The organism is Kitasatospora sp. NPDC001603 (genome assembly GCF_040298365.1).
Classification (GTDB): domain Bacteria; phylum Actinomycetota; class Actinomycetes; order Streptomycetales; family Streptomycetaceae; genus Kitasatospora.
Window position 1 is genome coordinate 87,833 of sequence record NZ_JBEPAA010000012.1, and the last position, 17,215, is coordinate 105,047.

General features: G+C 73.4%; 15 protein-coding genes. 5 read left to right on the top strand and 10 right to left on the bottom strand.

Going from position 1 to position 17,215, the window contains the following annotated elements:
* Nucleotides 1-23: 23 nt before the first annotated feature.
* The 3 genes from ABT263_RS11060 to ABT263_RS11070 all read right to left on the bottom strand — a co-directional run bounded on the left by ABT263_RS11060 (nt 24) and on the right by ABT263_RS11070 (nt 6,275).
* Nucleotides 24-1,871, bottom strand: coding sequence for a SpoIIE family protein phosphatase (locus ABT263_RS11060; protein WP_352289970.1), 1,848 nt, complete (start codon nt 1,869-1,871; stop codon nt 24-26).
* 79 nt (nt 1,872-1,950) lie between these two features.
* On the bottom strand, nt 1,951-2,718 hold the full coding sequence (locus ABT263_RS11065; RefSeq protein WP_502885785.1) for a class I SAM-dependent methyltransferase: 768 nt from the start codon (nt 2,716-2,718) through the stop codon (nt 1,951-1,953).
* A gap of 578 nt (nt 2,719-3,296) precedes the next feature.
* Nucleotides 3,297-6,275: an AfsR/SARP family transcriptional regulator gene (locus ABT263_RS11070; RefSeq protein WP_352289972.1), complete on the bottom strand. Its 2,979-nt coding sequence runs from the start codon at nt 6,273-6,275 to the stop codon at nt 3,297-3,299.
* A gap of 215 nt (nt 6,276-6,490) precedes the next feature.
* Between ABT263_RS11070 and ABT263_RS11075 the strand changes: the two genes are divergently transcribed.
* On the top strand, nt 6,491-6,742 hold the full coding sequence (locus ABT263_RS11075; RefSeq protein ID WP_352289974.1) for a hypothetical protein: 252 nt from the start codon (nt 6,491-6,493) through the stop codon (nt 6,740-6,742).
* A gap of 117 nt (nt 6,743-6,859) precedes the next feature.
* On the opposite strand, the gene ABT263_RS11080 is transcribed toward ABT263_RS11075, so the two are convergent.
* Entirely contained in the window at nt 6,860-7,177 is a 318-nt protein-coding gene (locus ABT263_RS11080) for a hypothetical protein (protein ID WP_352289975.1), read from the bottom strand.
* 204 nt (nt 7,178-7,381) lie between these two features.
* On the opposite strand from ABT263_RS11080, the gene ABT263_RS11085 reads away from it, so the two are divergent.
* The gene (locus ABT263_RS11085) at nt 7,382-8,140 is read left to right on the top strand and encodes a GntR family transcriptional regulator (RefSeq protein WP_352289977.1); all 759 of its coding nucleotides are present in this window, start codon (nt 7,382-7,384) and stop codon (nt 8,138-8,140) included.
* A 111-nt stretch (nt 8,141-8,251) separates the two neighbouring features.
* Here ABT263_RS11085 and ABT263_RS11090 read toward each other — a convergent pair whose 3' ends face one another.
* A complete protein-coding gene (locus ABT263_RS11090) occupies nt 8,252-9,919 on the bottom strand; it encodes a fumarate hydratase (RefSeq protein WP_329489413.1) in 1,668 nt (555 codons plus the stop codon).
* A 156-nt stretch (nt 9,920-10,075) separates the two neighbouring features.
* Between ABT263_RS11090 and ABT263_RS11095 the strand changes: the two genes are divergently transcribed.
* Together ABT263_RS11095 and ABT263_RS11100 are read left to right on the top strand one after the other, a co-directional pair.
* Nucleotides 10,076-10,813, top strand: a complete 738-nt coding sequence (locus ABT263_RS11095) for a DUF1707 SHOCT-like domain-containing protein (RefSeq protein ID WP_329489414.1) — start codon at nt 10,076-10,078, stop codon at nt 10,811-10,813.
* 284 nt (nt 10,814-11,097) lie between these two features.
* Nucleotides 11,098-11,490 carry a WhiB family transcriptional regulator gene (locus ABT263_RS11100; RefSeq protein WP_352289979.1) on the top strand — a complete coding sequence of 131 codons (393 nt, stop codon included), beginning with the start codon at nt 11,098-11,100 and terminating at the stop codon, nt 11,488-11,490.
* 172 nt (nt 11,491-11,662) lie between these two features.
* On the opposite strand, the gene glpX is transcribed toward ABT263_RS11100, so the two are convergent.
* Nucleotides 11,663-12,703 (bottom strand): class II fructose-bisphosphatase, encoded by a 1,041-nt coding sequence (gene glpX, locus ABT263_RS11105; RefSeq protein ID WP_352289981.1) that lies wholly within the window; start codon nt 12,701-12,703, stop codon nt 11,663-11,665.
* A gap of 216 nt (nt 12,704-12,919) precedes the next feature.
* On the opposite strand from glpX, the gene ABT263_RS11110 reads away from it, so the two are divergent.
* A complete protein-coding gene (locus tag ABT263_RS11110) occupies nt 12,920-13,456 on the top strand; it encodes a DUF4245 domain-containing protein (RefSeq protein ID WP_352289983.1) in 537 nt (178 codons plus the stop codon).
* An 88-nt stretch (nt 13,457-13,544) separates the two neighbouring features.
* Here ABT263_RS11110 and ABT263_RS11115 read toward each other — a convergent pair whose 3' ends face one another.
* The 4 genes from ABT263_RS11115 to ABT263_RS11130 all read right to left on the bottom strand — a co-directional run bounded on the left by ABT263_RS11115 (nt 13,545) and on the right by ABT263_RS11130 (nt 17,176).
* A complete protein-coding gene (locus ABT263_RS11115; RefSeq protein WP_329489419.1) occupies nt 13,545-14,147 on the bottom strand; it encodes a malonic semialdehyde reductase in 603 nt (200 codons plus the stop codon).
* 111 nt (nt 14,148-14,258) lie between these two features.
* On the bottom strand, nt 14,259-14,510 hold the full coding sequence (locus tag ABT263_RS11120; RefSeq protein ID WP_329489420.1) for an exodeoxyribonuclease VII small subunit: 252 nt from the start codon (nt 14,508-14,510) through the stop codon (nt 14,259-14,261).
* 72 nt (nt 14,511-14,582) lie between these two features.
* Nucleotides 14,583-15,797, bottom strand: a complete 1,215-nt coding sequence (gene xseA, locus ABT263_RS11125) for an exodeoxyribonuclease VII large subunit (protein ID WP_352289985.1) — start codon at nt 15,795-15,797, stop codon at nt 14,583-14,585.
* Nucleotides 15,798-15,832: 35 nt separating this feature from the next.
* The gene (locus ABT263_RS11130) at nt 15,833-17,176 is read right to left on the bottom strand and encodes an APC family permease (RefSeq protein WP_329489422.1); all 1,344 of its coding nucleotides are present in this window, start codon (nt 17,174-17,176) and stop codon (nt 15,833-15,835) included.
* Nucleotides 17,177-17,215: the final 39 nt, after the last annotated feature.

Consider the following 17,215-nt stretch of genomic DNA (forward strand, 5'->3'; position numbering starts at 1 on the left):
GCCCTCCGGCGTACCCGGCGGGCCTACGGCAGCCGCTGTTCGAACCAGACGACCTTGCCGGTGCCCAGGCGGGTGGCGCCCCAGCGCTCGGCGCACCTGGCCACTATCTGCAGCCCGCGCCCGCGTTCGTCCTCCGGTCCGGTGCGCCGCGGTCGGGGCAGCAGCGGGCTGTCGTCGCCGACCTCGCAGCGCAGCCGGGAGGTGCGGACCAGGCTCAGGGTGACCGGGCGGGTGGCGTGCTGGACGGCGTTGGTGACCAGCTCGCTGACCATCAACTCGGTTGCCTCGCTGAGCTCTTCGAGCCCCCAGCGGCGCAGTGTGTGGGCGGCCAGCCGGCGGGCCCGGCCGGGCGTCTCGTTGCGCGGCTGGAGGTACCAGTGCGCGACGTCCCCGGCCGGGATGCCGTCGAAGCAGGCGGCCAGCAGCGCGATGTCGTCACCGCGGTCGCCCGGCGGCAGGATCCGCAGCGCCTCCTGGCAGAGCTGCTCGGGGGTGTGCCGCTGGGTGGCGGCCAGCCGGGCCCGGAGCAGCTCCAGTCCGTCGCTGAGCGGGCGGGTGCGGGTCTCCACCAGGCCGTCGGTGAAGAGCAGCAGGGAGGAGCCGGGCGGGGCGGGCAGCTCGACGGAGTTGAAGTCGACCCCGCCGACGCCGATCGGCGCGCCCGAGTCCAGCTCCAGCAGCTCGGCCGTGCCGTCCGGCCCGACGAGCACCGGCGGGACGTGCCCCGCGTTGGCGAGCACCACGCGGTTGGCGATCGGGTCGTAGACCGCGTACACGCAGGTGGCCAGGTGCTGTTCGCGGCCGAGCCGCTGGGCCTGTTCGTCCAGGTGGTAGAGCACCTCGTGCGGGGGCAGGTCGAGCGCGGCCAGGGTCTGGGCGCTGGTGCGGAGCTGGCCCATGATGGCGGCCGAGGTCAGCGAGTGGCCCATCACGTCGCCGACGATCAGCGCCACCCGGTTCCCGGGCAGCGGGACGGCGTCGTACCAGTCCCCGCCGACCTGCGCGCCGCGCTCGCCGGGCAGGTAGCGCTGGGCGAGCCGGACGCCGTGCGGCTGGGGCAGGCGCAGCGGCAGCATGCTGCGCTGGAGCTCGTTGGCTATCTCCCACTCGCGGGCGTACCGCAGGGCGGTGTCCACGGCGAGCCCGGCCTGGGTGGCGAGGTGGGCGGCGGTGGCGGTGTCGGTGGCGTCGAAACTGGGGCGGCCGGTCTTCTCGGGCGGCCGGCGGATCAGCACCAGCAGGCCGAGGACGGCCTTGCGCCCGCGCAGCGGCAGGGCGAGCACCGAGGAGCCCGGGCCGAGCCGGGCCAGCCCGCGCGGGCCGTACAGCTCGCGCAGCAGCTCGGTGGTCCGGTCGGGGCCGGCGGCCGGGGAGCCGGCCGCCCCGAGGACGGCGGCCTCGGCGGGGCGGCGGCTCAGCAGGGTGTGCGCGAGCGCCCCGCCCCGGGTGACCGGGGTGGCGGGCCCGGTGTCGGCGGTCGAGCGCGAGCCGTACCGGGTGCCGTAGCGGGAGCCGCGGTGGTCGGAGCCGGTGGTCGGCCGGCCGCGGCGGCCGAGCCGGGTGCCGAGGCTGTGGTGGATCCGCAGGTCGTCGGGGAAACCGGGTTCGCGCTCGACGTTGGGCAGCGGGTCGCGCAGGTGCACGACGGCGGCGTCGGCGAGGGTCGGTACGAGGACGCGGCAGATGTTGCGCAGCGTCGCGGCCAGGTCCAGGGCGCTGTTGATCCGCCGGGTCGCGGAGTCCAGGTAGGCGAGCCGCTCGGCGACCTGTCCGGTGGCGCTCGGCCCGCTCCCCTCCGGGGCCGGTGGCGTGCGGCGCGGGCCCGGGAGGGCAGGCGGCTGTCCGGCCTCGGGTTTGAGCTGGTCGCGCACGGCTGCCTGTCCTGGGATTGATGGGGAGTGGTGGCTCTGCTGGTCCGGCGGTCGGTCGGTGGGGCGGTGTGGCGAACGGTCAGCCGACGCGTCGGCAGCAGAGGAACAGCTGCTCCTCCGGCGGCAGCGAGGTGCTGGCCGGCGCGTACGGATGCCCCGACTGCTCCTCGACCGCGAACCCGGCCTCCACCAGGACCCGTTCCAGATCCTCCCGCAGATACCCGCTGATCCGCAGCTCCCGTCCGAGGAACGGCAGTGGAACGTGATCCAGGTCCGCCTCGACCATACCGAGCGCCAGCAGACCGCCGGGCCGCAGGAGCGCGCGCAGCCGGGTCAGCACGGTGGGGATCTCCTCCTGGGGGAGGAGGATGAGGGAGAAGAAGGCGGTGACGGCGTCGAAGGTGCCGCGGCCCCGCGGGCCCAGGGCCGGGAGGTTCCAGGCCCGGTCGGCGCGCCGGGTGGCCAGGTCGTACATGTCGATGCGGTGGAAGGCGGGGGCGAACGGCCCGTTCGGCGCCGCCGCGCGGGCCAGGGTGAGCATGACGTCCGAAAGGTCTATACCGGTGACGCGCATCCCGGCGGCGGTCAGCTGTCGGACGGTCGGGTCGCCGGTGCCGCAGCCGATGTCCAGCACGGCGGCGCCCGGTTCGAGCCGGGCCAGCAGCCGGCGGCCGCAGGCGAGCTGGCCGCGCTTGGCGGGGAAGGCCTCTCCGTAGCCGGCGCCGATGGTGTCGAAGGCGACGGCCTGCAGGGCCCGCTCGGCACGGCGGCGCAGGACGTCGGGACCGTCGTCGCCGTCCGCGTCCTCGTCGAGGGGGGACGGGTCGGATATCTGTCCGGTCGTCACGATTGAGAGGCACCTTTCCACCCGGGCCTCCGGTCGGCCGGACGAGGCCGGCCCGCCGTCCTGCCGGCGCCCGCGTTGCCCCGCCGGCCCGCTGCCGGTGGCGGTACGTCACGCTCCCCGCGTCACACTGACTGCACGCTGACACTTTGCACAGGGACACTCTGCACCGCGGGAGCGCCGCCGCGCTGCCGTTTCCGGACGATCCGCCGGACGGGTGCCGTCATGTCTGTACTGGCAACTGAGAATATGCGTGATCACTGCGCCGTGGGGTCCCTTTCCGGCCAACTCGTGACGGTTGGGGTGCTGTGGCCCGGCTTGCGGAAGCACGGGGGGTGCGGGCCGGGGTGGTGCGGTCGGCCGCCGCACGCCGCGGGGGACGTGGGAGCACGCCCCCGACCTGCGGATCCGTCCGCGTCCGGGGCCGGCAGGGCGACGTTTATCGAACGTCAATCGGCCCGGTGCACAGTGGAGTCCAGCGCCGGGGAAGCGTTGAGGGTGCTCCCGCAGCCGGGGGGCTGCGGGAGCACCGAACGCACGGGGGTCGGCCCCCACGGGGGAAGCACGGGGGTGTTCGGGGCCTACGGCGCGGGGGGAGAGAGGGGCTCGGTGTGCTGCTGGGAGATGAGGTCCGCCACGGGGGAGGCCTCGGGCACACCGAGCCGTGTGAAGATCGCGTGCGCCTCGCGCAGACAGGCCAGCCCGCGGGCCGGCTGGGCCAGGCCGAGCAGCGCCTCGCCGAGCGCGGCGTTGGCGAGGCCCTGGCAGTAGGCGGAGTCCATCTCCTGCCCGATCGCCAGCGACTCCTCGGCCGCCTCGGCCGCGTCCGCGTGCTGGCCGGCGGCGAGCAGGCTCACCCCGAGGCGGGCCAGCGTGTAGCCCTCGCGGAGGCGGTTCTGCTGGGAGCGGTAGAGCCGGTGCGCTTCATGGAGGTGGGCGACGGCGGTGCCGGGCGCGCCGCCGGAGGAGAGCACGACGCCCAGCTGGTACAGCGTGTCGGCCAAGCAGGGGCCGTTCTTCGAGGCCCGGGCGCTGGCCACCGCGTCGGTGGCGGAGCGGACGGCGGACCGCGCGTCCCCGACGTCGAGCTGCGCCCGGGCGATGTTGCCCAGCAGCCGGGCCTCGCCGATGGGGGCGCCCACCACCCGGCTGATGGCGAGGGACTGCTCGAAGAAGGGCAGCGCCTCGGCGGAGCGGTCGGCGACGCTGAGGATGATGCCCAGGGTGTTGGTGGCCATCGACCGCAGGATGGTCAGGTCGTCGCTGTCCTGGAGGCTCAGGCTCTTCAGCAGCGAACGCTCGGCGCTCTGGAAGTCGTTGGTGACCGACTGCAGGGTGCCGCGGGCGAAGTGCACCCGGGCCAGCACGGCGGAGTCCTGGTACGACTCGGCGTTGAGGTCGGCGACCTCCAGCATCCGCCGAACGCGCGGACCGTGGGTCGGGTCCTCCACCAGGCTGTCCAGGACGATCAGCAGGTCGACGGCGGGCCGCAGCAGTTCGCCGGGTCCGCTCACGGCGGCCTCGACCAGGCTGAGCAGCACCGCGATCTCGCTGCGCAGCCAGGCCCGGGCCGATTCGCCGTCCGACAGGCTGAGACCGGGGGAGTTCAGGCCGTTGAGCGGCTCCGGCAGCTGGTCGTCCGGCTCGATCGCCTGGGCGGCGTTGCGGACGGTCGGCAGCATCAGGTCGAGCAGCCGCCGCACCGCGGCGTGCTGCTCCTCGACGTCACCGATCCGCTCGTTCTTGCGCTGCGCGTAGAGCCGCAGGAGGTCGTGGTACCGGTAGCGGCCCGGAGCGAAGCACTCCAGCATGTTCGCCTCGACGAGCGCCTCGGCGAGGTCCTCGGCGGTGTGCTCGTCGACGCCCAGCAGGGCGGTTACGGACGAGAGCGGGAGGTCCGGGGAGTCGATCAGGGAGAGCAGTCGAAAGGCCCGCGCCTCGGGGGCGGAGAGCTGCGCGTACCCCAGTCCGATGGTGGTCTCCACCGCCAGGTTGCCGAGCTGGAGCTCGTCCAGCCTGCGCCGTTGATCGGCTAACCGCCGGGCGAGGTCGGAGACGCTCCAGCGCGGCCGGCTGGCCAGCCGGGCAGCGGCGATCCGGACGGCGAGCGGCAGGAAGCCGCAGGCGGTGACCACGGCCATGGAGGCCTCGGGCTCGGCCGCCACGCGCTGCTCGCCGACGATGGCCGAGAAGAGCGTGAGCGCCTCCTCGGGCGTCAGCTCCTCGACGTCCACCAGGTGGGCGCCGGGGATTCCGGCGAGCCGGGACCTGCTGGTGGCCAGCACCGAGCAGCCGGACACCCCGGGGATGAGCGGCTGGATCTGCTGGGCGTCCTGCGCGTTGTCCAGCAGGATCAGCATCCGCCGGCTGGCGAGCAGCGAGCGGTAGAGGGCCGCGCGCTGGTCGAGCGAGTCGGGGGTCTCGGTGACGCCGAGCGCGTGCAGGAAGTCACCGAGCACCACGGCCGGGTCGGCGGGCGAGGCGCCCGCGCCCCGGAGGTCGACGTACAGCTGTCCGTCGGGGAACTCGGCGCGCACCCGGTGCGCCACGTGGACGGCGAGGGTGGTCTTCCCGACGCCGCCGATGCCGGCCAGCGAGGTGACGACCACGGCCTGGCCGGTGGCGTTCAGCAGGACGGCGGAGAGGTCGGTGACCAGCTCGGTGCGTCCGCTGAAGTCCGAGACGTCGGCGGGCAGCTGGGCCGGCGGGGTCACCGGGAGCGGCGCGTCCTCCCGGGCGGCGGCGCCGGCCGGGGTGACGGCGGGGAGGGTCAGGGCCGGGTCGGCGGCCAGGATGCGGGAGTGCATGGTGGAGAGCCCGGCGCCGGGTTCGACGCCGAGCTCGTCGATCAGCAGCTTCCGGGTGTCCGTGTAGACGCCGAGCGCCTCCGCCTGGCGGCCGCACCGGTAGAGCGCGAGCATCAGCAGCTCGCGCAGCCGCTCCCGGAGCGGGTGTTCGGCGGTCAGGGAGCTCAACTCGCCGACCATGTCGGCGTGCAGGCCGATGTCGAGGGCCACCGCACACCGCTCCTCGGAGACGGTGACGTGTCGTTCGGCCAGGCGCAGCCGCTGGGACTCCGCGTACGGGCCGGGAACACCGGTCAGCGCGCGGCCGGTCCAGAGGCCGAGCGCGCCCACCAGGAGGCGGTGCGCCTCGTGCAGGTCCCCGGCCACCCGGGCGGCGGTGGCCTCGGACGCCCGGCTCTCGAAGACCGTGACGTCCAGAGCCTCGGGCGGAATACGCAGTGCGTACCCGTCACTGACCGATACGAGGAGTTCGGCGGGGCGGCGAATTTCGCGCTTCGGCTCGATGACGGCGCGAAGGCGCGAGATATATGTCCGCAATGCGGCAATGGCCTGCGTCGGGGGCCGATCTCCCCACAGCCCGTCGACGAGATCCTGGGTGGTGACGGGCCGGCCGCCGTGCAGAAGCAGTGCGGTGAGGATGGCCTGTTGCTGCGGCGAGCCGAGGGGCACCGGGGCGCCGTCGAGCCAGGCCTGTACGGGACCGAGTACCTGGAAGCGCAGCGCCGACGCGGGCGGCGTCTCCCGAAACTCCATGAAATCCCCCGATGGCCTGTGCTGTCGATTCCGTGAAGGGCGCTCGGCGGTCCGCCGTGTGGTGGCTTCAGCTTAGGCGGAGGGCCGACTCTGCCGGACGCACCGGCAAGCCGCACGATGTTTATCGGACATTTAATCAGCCCTACGATACTGACGGCGTGCCCGCACCAAACCGGTGGGGCTGAAGACATTTGATGACCGAAAGGCGGCCGCCCATGGCCAACGACCAGCGCGACACCCCCGCGTCGACCACGGAGGCCGCTGCGGAGGCGGGCGCGGCCGTCGAGGGCGCGGTGGCCGCGTCCCCGGATCAGGTCGAGTACACCGAGCCGACCGCCGACCGGAAGGCGGACCTGGAGGACGACCTCTTCGGGGGCGAGGCCGACCGGATCGTCGAGCCGGCCGCGCCGAGGACCGAGAAGGACGGGCCGTACGAGCCCCAGGGCGTCATCGCCAGCCGCCCGTAGTCGTTCGGAAGCCAGTGCCCCGTACCCCGCACTCGGTGGGGCGCGGGGCACTCGTCGTTGTGCCCGGCCCCGCGGCCCCTCCGCCGCGGCCACCGCCGGTTCCGGTGGCCGGCCCCGTCAGGCGACCCGGCTCTCGTCGAGGCGCGAGTCCTGGTCGCGGGCGGCGAGCCGGGCGCTCGGCCGGGTCCGGCTCTCCGGCGCGGTCCGAGGGCGGGGCGGCCCGGGGGCCGGGCCGGGGTCGTCGGGGGGCGGCTCGGGTGCCGGGCCGACGCGGTCGGGTGGGGCGGTCCACTCGCGGCCGCCGCCCGAGGGCCGCAGGTAGTGCTCTCCGCCGAGGGTGTCCATGTAGATGCCGGTGCGTCCGGTCCTGGTGTCGAGGACGAGTTCACCCACACGCGGTCGGTAGGCCGCGGCGTTGCGCTTACGGGTGCTCACCGCAGTGCTCCTTGCTCTGGTGCGGACGCGGCGGTGGATGCGCCGGTCCTGGTCGCTGTCGGTGCCTGTGTTCTGCTCGGCGACTACCCAGCATCTCTAGAGAAGCTAATATCTCTAGAGATGTCAACGGGCCCGACCGGTCATACCGACGTACCGGCGGTCGGCGGTGGGCCTACGATTTCCGCGAGGACGAGGGAGCAGGCGATGGTCGGCAGCAGCGGCGGGAAACAGCCCAAGTACCAGCGGATCGCCGACACGCTCAAGGCGGCCATCGACACCGGGGAGTACCGCGCCGGCGACCGGCTGCCCGGCGAGAACGACCTCATGGAGACCTACGGCGTGGCCCGGATGACGGCCCGCCAGGCGCTCGGCGTCCTGCAGAGCGAGGGCATCGCCGAGGCGCGCAAGGGCGCCGGGGTCTTCGTCCGGGACTTCCGGCCGCTGCGGCGGCGCGGCATCCAGCGGCTCGCGCAGGGGCAGTGGGGGTCGGGACGGTCCATATGGTCGGCGGACATCGACAACCGGACGCTGGTGGTGGACCAGGTGTCGGTCACCGAGCAGGGCGCGCCGGAGCACGTGGCGCGGGTGCTCGGGGTCGATCCGGGGGCGCCGATGTGCGTGCGGCACCGACGGTTCGTGCTGGACGGCAAGCCGGTGCTGCTCTCCACGTCCTACCTGCCGGCGGAGCTGGTCGCCGGGACGGCGATCACCCGGGAGGACACCGGGCCGGGCGGTACCTACGCGCGGCTGGCCGAGATCGGCGCAAAGCCGGTGCACTTCCGCGAGGAGGTCCGGTCGCGGATGCCCAGCGCGGAGGAGGGCGTCCGGCTGGAGCTGTCGGCGGGCACGCCGGTCATCCTGATCTGCCGCACCGCCTTCGCCGACGAGGGCCAGGTCGTCGAACTCAACGAGATGACGCTCGACGCGGCGTCCTACGTGCTGGAGTACGACTTCGACGCCTGAGCGCCCGCGCGCCTGACTGCGTGCGCGCCCCGGTCGCGGAGTTCGCGGCCGGGGCGGGCGGAGTGGTCGGGCGGGCGGAGTGGCCGGGACGGGCGGCGGAGCGCCCGGCCGCTACTCCTTGGAGCGCACCCGCAGGCTGGTGATCAGCGGGCCCTCGGTGGTCTCGCGGAAGAAGTCGTTGCCCTTGTCGTCCACCACGATGAAGGCCGGGAAGTCCACGACCTCGATGCGCCAGACGGCCTCCATGCCTAGCTCCGCGTACTCCAGCACCTCGACCTTCTTGATGCAGTCCTGGGCCAGCCGGGCCGCCGGGCCGCCGATGGAGCCGAGGTAGAAGCCGCCGTGCGCGGCGCAGGCGTCGGTGACCTGCTTGCTGCGGTTGCCCTTGGCGAGCATCACCATCGAGCCGCCGGCCGCCTGGAACTGGTCGACGTAGGAGTCCATCCGGCCGGCCGTGGTGGGGCCGAAGGAGCCGGAGGCGAAGCCCTCGGGGGTCTTGGCCGGGCCGGCGTAGTAGACCGGGTGGTCCTGGAGGTACTTGGGCATGCCCTCGCCGGCGTCCAGCCGCTCCTTGATCTTGGCGTGCGCGATGTCGCGCGCGACCACGAGCGTGCCGGTGAGCGAGAGCCGGGTCTTGACCGGGTACTTGGACAGCTCGCTCCGGATCGCGGCCATCGGCTGGTCGAGGTCGATGCGCACCACGTCGTCGTCGAGGTGCTCGTCGGTGGTGTCCGGCAGGTACTTCGCCGGGTCGGTCTCCAGCTGCTCCAGGAAGACGCCCTCGGCGGTGATCTTGCCCAGCGCCTGGCGGTCGGCCGAGCAGGAGACGGCCATCGCGACCGGCAGCGAGGCGCCGTGCCTCGGCAGCCGGACGACGCGCACGTCGTGGCAGAAGTACTTGCCGCCGAACTGCGCGCCGATGCCGATCCGCTGGGTGAGCTCGGTGACCTTGGCCTCCAGGTCCAGGTCCCGGAACCCGTGCCCGGTACGGGCGTTGCCCTCGGTCGGCAGGTTGTCCAGGTAGTGCGCGGAGGCGTACTTGGCGGTCTTCAGCGCGAACTCCGCGCTGGTGCCGCCGATCACGATGGCCAGGTGGTACGGCGGGCAGGCGGCGGTGCCGAGCGAGCGGATCTTCTGCTCCAGGAACGAGAGCATGCTGGCCTCGTTCAGGATCGCCTTGGTCTCCTGGTACAGGTACGACTTGTTGGCCGAGCCGCCGCCCTTGGCCATGAACAGGAACTTGTAGGCGTCGCCGTCGGTCGCGTACAGCTCGATCTGGGCCGGCAGGTTGTTGCCGGTGTTCTTCTCGTCCCACATGGTCACCGGGGCCATCTGCGAGTACCGCAGGTTGAGCTTGGTGTACGCGTCGTAGACGCCGTGCGCGATCGCGCTCTCGTCGCCGCCCCGGGTCAGCACGGACTGGCCGCGCTTGCCCATGACGATCGCGGTACCGGTGTCCTGGCACATCGGCAGGATGCCGCCGGCCGAGATGTTGACGTTCTTCAGCAGGTCCAGCGCGACGAAGCGGTCGTTCGGGCTGGCCTCCGGGTCGTCCAGGATGCGCCGCAGCTGGGCGAGGTGGGCGGGGCGCAGGTAGTGCGAGATGTCGTGCATCGCCTCGGCGGTGAGCAGCCGCAGGGCCTCGGGCTCGACCTGGAGGAAGGTGCGACCGCCGGCCTCGAAGGTGGAGACACCCTCGGAGGTCAGCTTGCGGTACGGGGTCGGGTCAGCGCCCAGGGGGAGCAGGTCGCTGTACTCGAAATCCGGCGTGGGAGCCATGGGGGCGGTCCTTAGTGTTCCAGTGATGCGGCTGCGTCGGCGAAGCACCTTCAAGGGTAGGACCCGCCGGAACGTCGCACGCGGACAGGTCGGCCTGCGTGACCGGGGTCACTCGTACACGCGTACGGGACTTGCCCGGTTGACTAGGCTTGGGCCGTGGACAACTCGCCGTCGCAGGACGACCAGGGGCAGTCGCCCGTAGCCATCACCAAGCCGGGGGGCGAGCCGCCCGCCCGGGTCGACCGGACCCCGGTCGCCGAGGCCGAGATGCGGGCCTCGGACGCCGACCGCGAGCGGGTCGCGGAGCTGTTGCGCGACGCCTATGCCGAGGGCCGCCTGAACGTGGACGAGCACGCCGAGCGGATCGAGGCCGCCTACGGGGCCAAGACGCTGGGCGACCTCGTGCCGCTCACCCGGGACCTCCCCGCGCACCGGTCGATCTCCTTCGAGAAGGCCCCGCTGGGCGCGCCGGAGGCCCGGCCGTCCGGCCCGGTGCGGCTGCCGGCGCGGCACGAGGCGCCGACCATGGTGGCGATCTTCGGCGGGGCCTCCCGCCGGGGCCGCTGGCGGGTCGGCTCGCACCTGCGGGCGGTCGCGGCGTTCGGCGGGGTCGAGATCGACCTGACGGATGCCGTCTTCGAGTCGCCCGAGGTGGAGATCGAGGTGATCGCCATCTTCGGCGGCGTCGAGATCAAGGTGCCGGAGAACGTCAGCCTGCACGGCAGCGGGGTCGGCATCTTCGGTGGCTTCGACGTCAAGGAGCAGACCGCGGCCGACCCGTACGCGCCGGTCGTCCGGGTCAAGGGCGCCGCGGTGTTCGGGGGTTGCGAGGCGAAGCCGCGCAAGGGCAAGAAGCTCAAGGAGTGGGTGCGCAAGCAGCTCGGCACCGACTAGGGGCCCGCTGCGGGCCGCTGACCTGCGCAGGGCCGGACCGAGTGCCCGGGTGGGAACAACTCCCGCCCGGGCACTCGGTGTTGCGGCGAGTGCAGACTGTAGTCGATTGCGTGCAGTGTGCATGAATCGCGGTGCGGCAGGGTAGTTCCTCTCGCACATCGCTTCTTGTACGGCTGCGCACCGGAGGCGGCCTGAGGCCGGCTCGGGGGGTGAAGAGCGGGGGCTCGCAGCCGGACAGGGGAGCGAGCTTCCCCGTGTCCGAGAGCCTCGTCAGGAGTACGGCCGTGCTGCATCCGATCGAGTCCCGCACCACTTCGCCCGTCGCCGCCGCCCGGGTGCTGGAGCGCCCGCCGGTTGCCCAGTCGCAGGGCGACGACAATCCCTGGCACACCGGCGCGGCCTGCCGGCGGGACGAGGTGGGCCTGTTCTTCGCCCCTTCCAAGGAGCCGACGGCGGCCCGGCTCTCGCGCGAGGAGCAGGCGAAGCAGGTCTGCGCGCGCTGCCCGGTGCTGCTGGAGTGCCGCGAGCACGCGCTGGCGCAGCCGGAGCCGTACGGGGTGTGGGGCGGGCTGACGGCTGCCGAGCGCCGGGTGGTGCTGGCCCGCCGGCGGCGCCGGGAGACGGACCTGCACGAGGCCGCCCGGATCCCGGCCGCCCGCAGCCGCATCGCGGGCTGACCGGGCTGACCGGGCTGACCGGGCTGGCCGGCGACGGGCGGTACGCGAGACGCCCGCTGGTACGCGAGCGGCGCGGCACGCGAACGCCCCGCGGTACGCGAACGCCCCGCGGCTTCGGCGAAGGGGGATTTCGCCGAAGCCGCGGGGCGGTGGAACGCGGCCGGGAGCCGGTTCAGTTGGCGCGGTCGAAGTCGATCGCGCTGTACGCCCGCAGCTTGGACAGCTTGTGGGTCGAGTGGATCTCCCGGATCGTGCCGCTCTTGGAGCGCATCACCAGCGAGCTGGTGGTGGCGGTCTCCTGGCGGTAGTGCACGCCGCGCAGCAGCTCGCCGTCGGTGATGCCGGTGGCGACGAAGAACACGTTCTCGCCGCTGACCAGGTCGTCGGTGGTGAGCACCCGGTCCAGGTCGTGGCCGGCGTCGAGGGCCTTCTGGCGCTCGGCCTCGTCCTTGGGCCAGAGCCGGCCCTGGATGACGCCGCCCATGCACTTCATCGCGCAGGCCGCGATGATGCCCTCGGGGGTGCCGCCGATGCCCATCAGGAGGTCGACGCCGGTGCCCTCGCGGGCCGCCATGATGGCGCCGGCCACGTCGCCGTCGGAGATGAACTTGATCCGGGCACCCGCCTCGCGGATCTCCTGGACCAGGCCCTCGTGGCGCGGCCGGTCGAGGATGACCACGGTGACGTCCTCGACGGCGCTGCCCTTGGCCTTGGCGACCCGGCGGATGTTGACGGCCGCCGGCGCGGTGATGTCGACGAACTCGGCGGCCTCCGGGCCGGCCACGAGCTTGTCCATGTAGAACACGGCGCTCGGGTCGAACATGGTGCCGCGGTCGGCCACGGCCAGCACGGCCACGGCGTTGTTCATGCCCTTGGCGGTCAGGGTGGTCCCGTCGACCGGGTCCACCGCGACGTCGCACTCGGCGCCGGTGCCGTCGCCGACCCGCTCGCCGTTGTAGAGCATCGGCGCTTCGTCCTTCTCGCCCTCGCCGATGACGACGACACCGTTCATCGAGACGGTGGAGACGAGGGTGCGCATGGCCTTGACGGCGGCGCCGTCGGCGCCGTTCTTGTCGCCACGGCCGACCCAGCGGCCGGCGGCCATCGCGGCCGCCTCGGTGACCCGGACGAGCTCGAGCGCGAGGTTCCGGTCCGGAGCCTCGGGAGCGACCTCAAGGGCGCTGGGGAGATTGTGCGGGTACTGCGTGGTCATCGTCGTTACCTCTCTGTACGCGACGGCCAGTAAGCGCCCGACTACTGCCAGGTCGAACGCCGTGGTGAGGGTCCTGCGATCGTATCTGCCCAAGAGATGACTGTCTGTGGCGCGGGTCGCCACCCCCGGTCGGAATCGGCCCGTTCGTCCCGGATCACCCGTACGTGGGCACCCCCGGGTGCCGGTGTCCCGTAAGGGATGAGTCACCATGTGGGGGTGGCTGGAGAGAGCAAGGGCATGAGGAGCCGGCAGTCGGTACGGGACATGGTCCTGTCGATGCTGGCCGTCGGTTTGGTGGTCTGGGTCGGGTACCTGTTCCTGCCGCACGACGCCGGCGGCGACGGGGTGCGCACGGTCGAGTACAAGGTGGCCGCGGCCTCGGCTAAGCGCGCCGCACCGTACCCGCTGCTCGCCCCGGAGGGCCTCTCCGACAAGTGGCGGGCCACCTCGGTCAAGTACGACCCGGCGTCGCTGGGCGGCGGCCGGGGAAATTGCTGGCACCTGGGCTTCGTCACCCCCGCCGGTCAGTACGCGGCGGTCGAGCAGAGCGACATCGCCCCGGGCTCGCTGGTCGGCTCGCTGGTGGCCGACGGCAAGCCGGACGGCAGCTCCGAGGTGGCCGGGCGGGTCTGGGAGCGGATCCAGGGCGGCAAGTCCCGGGCGCTCACCTTCCAGAGCGGCGGCGGCACCACCGTGCTCACCGGCACCGCCTCGTACGAGGAGCTGGCCGAGCTGGCGCAGGCGCTCAAGTAGCCGGCGGAGCCGGCCGCCCGGCGGCGGCGGAACACGCGGAAGGGCCCGCACCGGTCGAACGGTGCGGGCCCTTCCTGCGTGCCACCGGTCAGACGGTGGTGACGACCTCGTCGTAGGCCAGGCGCGGCGAACGCGGGAACCAGGCGTCCTCGCCCGGCTTGCCGATGTTCACCACGGCCAGCACCGAGTGCTCGCCGTCGGCGAAGAACTCCTTGTTGATGCCCTCGGCGTTGAAGCCGGTCATCGGGCCGGCGGCCAGGCCCGCGGCGCGCACGCCGATGATGAAGTAGCCGGCCTGCAGGGCGCCGTTCAGCACCGCGGAGGACTCGCGCACCGGACGCTCGGTGAAGAAGAGGTCCTTGGCCTGCGGGAAGTGCGGCAGCTGGGTCGGCAGCTCCTCGTGGAACTCGTTGTCCACGGCCAGGATGGCGACCAGCGGCGCGGCGGCGGTCTTCGCCTTGTTGCCGTCCGCCAGGTGCTGGACGAGGCGCTCGCGGCCCTCCGCCGAGCGGACCAGGACGACGCGCAGCGGCTGCTGGTTGAACGCGGTCGGGCCGAACTTCACCAGCTCGTAGATGGCCTGGATCTGCTCCTCGGAGACCGGCTCGTCGGTGAAGGTGTTCGCCGTGCGGGCGTCACGGAACAGCAGGTCCTGAGCGGCGGCGTCGAGTACCAGGGCGTCGGTGGTCATGCTTGTCTGCACCTCATGCGGGACGGGGTTCGTCGGTCGACCGGCGGCGCCGATCACTGGATCCCAACATGAGTGAAGATTCAACTGTTCCCCGGGGGCGTGTGACACGTGTCACTCCGGGGCGGCCCCGCCCTCCTCGGCGGCCAGCGCGGCGTCCAGCCGGGCCCGGGCGCCGTCCAGCCAGCGCTGGCAGACCTTCGCCAGCTGCTCGCCGCGCTCCCAGAGGGCCAGCGACTCCTCCAGCGACGTGCCGCCGTTCTCCAGCTGCCGGACGACCTCCAGCAGCGCGTCCCGGGCGTGCTCGTACCCCAGCGCGTCGTCGGGGGTCCGCGGCGCCGCCTCCACCTGCTCCTGCTCAGCCATGGAGCCAGCGTAGGGCGTGCCGCCGACAGCGCCGTCCCACCGCCGCCCGCGCGGCTGGGGCTAGGGCTAGGGCTAGGCCTTGGGGCCGGCCGTCACGTCGAAGCCGCCGCCCGCCACCCGGGCGTGCAGCGCGTCGCCCGCCTCGACCTGGGCCGGATCGGTCACCACCGTGCCGTCCGCGCGCTGCAGCACCGCGTAGCCGCGCTCCAGGGTGGCCGCGGGGGAGAGGGCGACCACCCGGGCCAGGGTGTGCCCGAGGTCGCTCTGCGCGTGGTCCAGCCGGTGCCCGAGGGTGCGCCTGGCCCGCTCCAGCAAGGCCTCCACCTCCTGGCCGCGGCCGTCCAGCATCCGGCGCGGCGCGGCCAGCGCCGGGCGGCTCCGGACGCCGTCCAGCCCGTGCTGCTCCCGTTCGACCCGGCCGAGCACCTGCCGCCGGGCCCGGTCGCGCAGGGTCAGGACCTTCGTCAGCTCCTCGCCGACGTCCGGCACCACCCGTTTGGCCGCATCGGTCGGGGTGGAGGCGCGCAGGTCGGCGACGAAGTCCAGCAGCGGCTGGTCCGGCTCGTGCCCGATCGCGCTGACCACCGGCGTCCGGGCGGCCGCGACCAGGCGCACCAGGGCCTCGTCCGAGAACGGCAGCAGGTCCTCCACGCTGCCGCCGCCCCGGGCCACGATGATCACGTCCACCTCGGGGTGGTCGTCCAGCTCGCGCACCGCCGCGCCGACCCGCTCCACCGCGCTGACGCCCTGCACCGGCACGTTGCGCACCTCGAAGCGGACGGCCGGCCAGCGCCGCCGGGCGACCTCCAGGACGTCCCGCTCGGCGGCCGAGCCGCGCCCGGTGACCAGGCCGACGCACTGCGGCAGGAACGGCAGGGGCCGCTTGCGCTCGGCCGCGAACAGGCCCTCCCCGGCGAGGCGCCGCTTCAGCTGCTCCAGCCGGGCCAGCAGCTCGCCGAGCCCCACCAGCCGGATCTCGGCGGCCCGCAGCGACAGCTGGCCGCGCGCCCCGTACCACTCCGGCTTGGCGTGCACGATGACCCGCGAGCCCTCCTGCACCGCGTCGGCGACCTCGTCGAAGACGGAGCGGAAGCACGTCACCGTCAGGGAGACGTCCGCCTGCGGGTCGCGCAGGGTCAGGAACACCACCCCCGCGCCCGGCCGCCGGCTGAGCTGGGTGATCTGGCCCTCCACCCAGACCGCGCCGAGCCGGTCGATCCAGCCGCCGATCAGCGCGGAGACCTTGCCGACCGGGAGCGGGGCTTCGGGGGAGCTGGTGTTGGCCATGCGTATGAGGCTAGCGGCGGATGCCGACAGGGAGGTCAGCGGCGGACACCGGCGGCCGCGGCCCCCTGGACCAGCAGCACGACGAGCCCGACCGCCAGCCAGACGGCCCCGGTGAGCTGCGCGGTGGACGAGGCCTCGTAGACCACCGCGCCGATCACCGCGATGCCCAGCAGCGGCGCCACCAGGTGCCGCGCCCAGTCCCGCGAGCCGTGCTTCACCACGTACCAGCCGATCACCGAGGCGTGCAGCAGTGCGAAGGCCGTCAGCGCGCCGACGTTGACCACCGAGGTCAGCTGGTCCAGCCCGTCGTCCCGGTTCGCCGCCCAGACGGCCGCACCCATCGTGATCACCGCGGCCACCAGCAGCGCCCGGCGCGGCACCGCCGAGTCGGGGTCCACCGCGGCGAGGAAGCGCGGCAGCCGCCCCTCCCGTCCCATCGCGAAGACCAGCCGCCCGGCGGCCGCCTGCCCGGCCAGCGCCGCGAAGGCCGCGCCGATCGCCTTGCTCGCCGCCACCAGCACGTGCAGCCAGTGCCCGACCCCGCGCTCCACGGTGTCGTAGAAGGCCGAGCCCTGGGCGGCCGGATCCGCCGCCAGCTGCTGCGGGGTCAGCGGCTCCAGCAGCGCCGCCAGGTACGTCTGCAGCACGAACAGCACCCCGGCCAGGGCCAGGCACCAGAGCACCGCCCGCGCCACCGCGGCGGAGGCGCCGACCGCCTCCTCCACGAAGGTGGCGATCGCGTCGAAGCCCAGGTACGACAGGACGGCCACCGACACGGCCGAGATCACGGCCGTCGGCGAGAAGCCGCCGACGGCCGTGAACGGCGTGTCCCAGCCGCGCTGCGCCCCGTCCCGGGCCAGCACCACCACGGCCGCCACCACGAAGACCGCCAGCACCGCGATCTCCAGCGCCAGCACCGCCAGGCCGACCACCGCCGCCGTCCGCACCCCGGCCAGGTTGAGCGCGGTGGTGACCACCACCGCCAGCGCCGTCCACACCCAGCGCGAGACGTCCGGGACCAGCGAGTTCAGGGCGATGCCGGAGAAGAGGTACGCCACCGCCGGGATCAGCAGGTAGTCCAGCATCGCCATCCAGCCGGCGATGAACCCCGGACCCTCGCCCAGCCCGGCCCGCGCGTAGGCGAACACCGAGCCGGTCCGCGGCACCGCCCGCACCATCTGGGCGTACGAGAGCGCGGTGAACCCCATCGCGACCGTGGCGGCCAGGTAGACGGCCGCCACCGCGCCGTGGCTCTTGGCGTCCAGCACGCCGAACACGCCGACCGGGGCCATCGGGGCGATGAACAGGAGCCCGTAGACCATCAGATCGCGCACGCCCAGGCTGCGCCGCAGGCCGCCGTCGTCGACTCGATCGCTCATCACGTCCACATTTGAGCACCGGTGACCGGATCCGGCTCG

Excerpts from the sequence above, each read along its gene's own strand:
- ABT263_RS11085 (WP_352289977.1), top strand. The coding sequence starts at position 7,382 with ATGGTCGGCAGCAGCGGCGGGAAACAGCCCAAGTACCAGCGGATCGCC.
- ABT263_RS11120 (WP_329489420.1), bottom strand. The coding sequence starts at position 14,510 with ATGGCTGAGCAGGAGCAGGTGGAGGCGGCGCCGCGGACCCCCGACGAC.
- ABT263_RS11075 (WP_352289974.1), top strand. The coding sequence starts at position 6,491 with ATGGCCAACGACCAGCGCGACACCCCCGCGTCGACCACGGAGGCCGCT.
- glpX (WP_352289981.1), bottom strand. The coding sequence starts at position 12,703 with ATGACCACGCAGTACCCGCACAATCTCCCCAGCGCCCTTGAGGTCGCT.
- ABT263_RS11090 (WP_329489413.1), bottom strand. The coding sequence starts at position 9,919 with ATGGCTCCCACGCCGGATTTCGAGTACAGCGACCTGCTCCCCCTGGGC.
- ABT263_RS11070 (WP_352289972.1), bottom strand. The coding sequence starts at position 6,275 with ATGGAGTTTCGGGAGACGCCGCCCGCGTCGGCGCTGCGCTTCCAGGTA.
- ABT263_RS11130 (WP_329489422.1), bottom strand. The coding sequence starts at position 17,176 with ATGAGCGATCGAGTCGACGACGGCGGCCTGCGGCGCAGCCTGGGCGTG.
- ABT263_RS11115 (WP_329489419.1), bottom strand. The coding sequence starts at position 14,147 with ATGACCACCGACGCCCTGGTACTCGACGCCGCCGCTCAGGACCTGCTG.
- xseA (WP_352289985.1), bottom strand. The coding sequence starts at position 15,797 with ATGGCCAACACCAGCTCCCCCGAAGCCCCGCTCCCGGTCGGCAAGGTC.